Source organism: Kitasatospora sp. NPDC056531 (assembly GCF_042794375.1).
Classification (GTDB): Bacteria; Actinomycetota; Actinomycetes; order Streptomycetales; family Streptomycetaceae; genus Kitasatospora.
In genome coordinates this window covers 1-1,250 of record NZ_JBHTTU010000077.1, presented here as the reverse complement: position 1 = coordinate 1,250, position 1,250 = coordinate 1, and the positions used below count along the sequence as shown (strand labels likewise).

Here is a 1,250-nt window from a genome sequence, read left to right as displayed (position 1 = left end):
CCTCCTGGCTGCCTGACGGCCGCGTTCGGCGGGGCCGGGAGAGCGCGGGGCCCCGGGCCGACGTCGGCTACCGGGACGTCGGCTACCGGCCCCCGTGGTCCGGGGCCCGGAAGTCCGGGTAGCCCAGGATGAACAGCCGCTCCGAGGGGTTGAGGCGGTAGGGGACGGTCTTGCCGGTGTCCGTGAAGCCGAGCCTGCGGTAGAAGGCCAGCGCCCGCCGGTTGTCCTCGTGCACGCCCAGCGTCAGCCAGCGGATGTCCGTGTGCTCCCGGGCGTGGCGGATGCACTCGCGCATCAGCTCGGCGGCGGGGCCGGCGGGGCCGCGGTACTTGGGGGAGACGTAGACCGAGTGGACGTGGACGTGGTCGGGGATGTCCGGGAGCGGACCGACTCCGGCGATCCCGACCCAGTCCCCGGCCTCGTCGACGGCGACGAAGGTGGCGCACTCCGCGGCGGTGGCCTCGACGGCGGCCTGCTGCTGCCAGGCGTCGTCGGGGAGGGCGAGGGTGTCGTCGTAGGAGGAGCTGAAGGCCGTCGGCGAGTCGAGCAGCGCCTCCAGCTTGATCGAGCGCAGTTCCCGGTGCTCCGCGCTGGTCATCCGGCGTATCGCGTAGTACATGATCCGACTTTCGCACAGTCGGGGGCCTTGTCGCCGGGTCGGACCGGTGGCCGCTCGCGGTGACGACGGTGACAGTTGTCACGTGGTTCCGGCCACAAAGTTCACTGACCCGAAGTCAGGCGGGTGCGAAAGACTGGACGCCTACCGAGCAGGGGGAGAGCAAGGATGAAGGTATTGGTGGCCGGGGCCGGGATCGGCGGGCTCTGCCTCGCGCACGGGCTGCTGGGGGCCGGCGTCGACGTACGAGTCCTCGAACGGGAGGACGACCCGCGCAGCCGCTACCAGGGCTTCCGGATCGCCCTGAACGAGCACGGCCTTGCCGCTCTGCGCGCCTGCCTGCCGGAGCGGCTGCACGGGCTGCTGGAGGCCGTTACCGGGCCGATGGCGGGGGAGCGGCTGGTGCTCGACCAGCGGCTCCGGGAGCTCCGCAGGCTCGGGGTGGTGGACGAGGGGGTCGCCACCGACCGGCACGTGCTGCGCCAGCTGCTGCTGGCCGGGCTCGGCGACCGCGTCGAGTTCGGCAAGCCGGTGGTCGGCTACGAGGAGCGGTCGGACGGGACGGTCGAGGCGCAGCTCGGTGACGGCGGAAGCGCCGTCGGCGACCTGCTGGTGGGCGCGGACGGCGTGGGCC

Annotated in this window: 2 protein-coding genes; one reads left to right on the top strand and one right to left on the bottom strand. The window is 72.9% G+C overall.

Going from position 1 to position 1,250, the window contains the following annotated elements:
• Positions 1-82: 82 nt before the first annotated feature.
• The gene (locus ACFQ87_RS35725; RefSeq protein ID WP_380615083.1) at positions 83-619 is read right to left on the bottom strand and encodes a GNAT family N-acetyltransferase; all 537 of its coding nucleotides are present in this window, start codon (positions 617-619) and stop codon (positions 83-85) included.
• A 165-nt stretch (positions 620-784) separates the two neighbouring features.
• On the opposite strand from ACFQ87_RS35725, the gene ACFQ87_RS35720 reads away from it, so the two are divergent.
• A partial coding sequence (locus ACFQ87_RS35720; RefSeq protein WP_380615082.1) for an FAD-dependent oxidoreductase occupies positions 785-1,250 on the top strand: 466 nt, incomplete at its 3' end.

Bases quoted from the DNA above. Each gene is read 5' to 3' on its own strand.
- ACFQ87_RS35725 (WP_380615083.1), bottom strand. From the start codon at position 619: ATGTACTACGCGATACGCCGGATGACCAGCGCGGAGCACCGGGAACTG.